The sequence below is a fragment of the Actinomycetota bacterium genome (assembly GCA_005774595.1).
In the GTDB taxonomy this organism is placed as follows: Bacteria; Actinomycetota; Coriobacteriia; order Anaerosomatales; family D1FN1-002; genus D1FN1-002.
This window is the reverse complement of record VAUM01000404.1, coordinates 1-1512: the sequence shown is the minus strand read 5'-3', so window position 1 is coordinate 1512 and position 1512 is coordinate 1. Positions and strand designations below refer to the sequence as shown.

The window sequence follows — 1512 nt, the reverse complement described above, 5'->3', positions numbered from 1 at the left end:
ACCGCCGAGGCGGTCGGCTATGACCTCACCGTCGCGCTCGACGACGCCCCGGCGCCGCTGTCGGGGATCGAGCGCTACGCGGGCGCGGACCGCTACGGCACCTCGGTCGAGATCTCGCGTCGCACCTTCCCCGAGGGCGGGTGCGACGCCGTCGTCATCGCGAGCGGCAAGGGCTTCGCGGACGCGCTGTCCGGCTCGGGGCTGGCCGGCGCGGTCGGCGGTCCGCTGCTGCTCACCGACCCAGCAGCGCTGTCGATCGGCGCGTGGGAGGAGATCTCGCGCCTCGGCGCCACGAAGGCGTTCATCGTCGGCGGGACCGGTGCGGTCTCCGACGACGTGTACGTGGACCTCGACCTCGGCGGCATCGAGGTCACGCGGGTGGCGGGCGCGACGCGGTACGACACGGCGGTCGCCGTCGCCGACCGGATGAACGCACCCGACCTGCTCGACGGCGCCGTGACCGAGGCCGTGGTCGTGTACGGCGGCAACTTCCCCGACGCGCTGGCCGCCTCCCCGGTGGCGTACGCGCAGGGGATGCCGGTCCTGCTCACGCCGAAGGACGCGCTCGGCGCCTCGGCGCGCGCGTTCCTCGCCGCGAACTGTTCGCAGGCGTACGTGATCGGTGGGGCCGGCGCCGTGAGCGAGGCGGCGTACAGCCAGGTCGCCTCCGCGACCGGAAGCGCTGAGCGCATCGCGGGCGCGGACCGCTACCTCACCGCGCGCATGGTCGGCGAGTGCTTCTCCGGGACCGGCAACGGCTTCGGCTTCGTGGGTATCGCCAAGGGCACCGACTTCCCCGACGCGCTGTCCGGCGGCGCGGCGACCGGCTATGAGCGCGGCGTGCTGCTGCTGACGCCGGCCGCGCCGCTCGGCGATGCCGCGCTCGGCGCGATCCGCGACGACATGGTGTGGGGCGACGACGCCGCCGTCTTCGGCGGCGAGAGCGCAGTGAGCGTGGCCGCGTTCGCGACCGCGGCCGAGGAGATCGGGCTCAAGGAGCCGTAGGCCTGCGGCTACTGCGGCGCGAGGTCGTAGATGCGGAAGCCGGCACTCGTCTTCTTGACCTTGTAGACGTAGGTCTGTGGCTCGCCGTACCACGTCTCCGTGCACGTCACGTCGAATCCGCCGCTCGAGTTGGGTGTGACGTCGGTGATGACGTAGTCGGTCAGCCCCCCGCCGCTCACCTCGGCACTCGCACTGTCGCTGTGGAACGGGTCGACGGTCAGCTTCTGCGCCTCGAGCCCGTCGTCCTGCAGCACCCAGCCGAGGAACGCCTTCACGGTGTCGTGCGCCTTCTGCTCGTCGGCGTTGCCGATGACGTCCTCTGAGCCGCCGCCGCCGCCGGTGTCGTCACCGGTGTCGCCGTTCGTGCCGTCGTCGATGACGACCCACCCGCTGCCCTGCTCTTCCACGACGACGGTCCCGGCCCACTCGCTCGCCGGCGGACCGATGAGGTAGCTGCGCTGCGTGCCGTCGTCGGAGTCGAGTTCGTAGACCCAGTCCGGCTCGGGC

The 1512-nt window shown here is 72.4% G+C and carries 1 protein-coding gene; it reads left to right on the top strand.

Translation table 11 applies throughout. The annotated features are described in order from the left end of the window. Positions 1-1005 (top strand): cell wall-binding repeat-containing protein (locus FDZ70_10515; GenBank protein TLM66368.1); only part of this gene is annotated, 1005 nt, incomplete at its 5' end. Between the last annotated feature and the right edge of the window lie 507 nt (positions 1006-1512).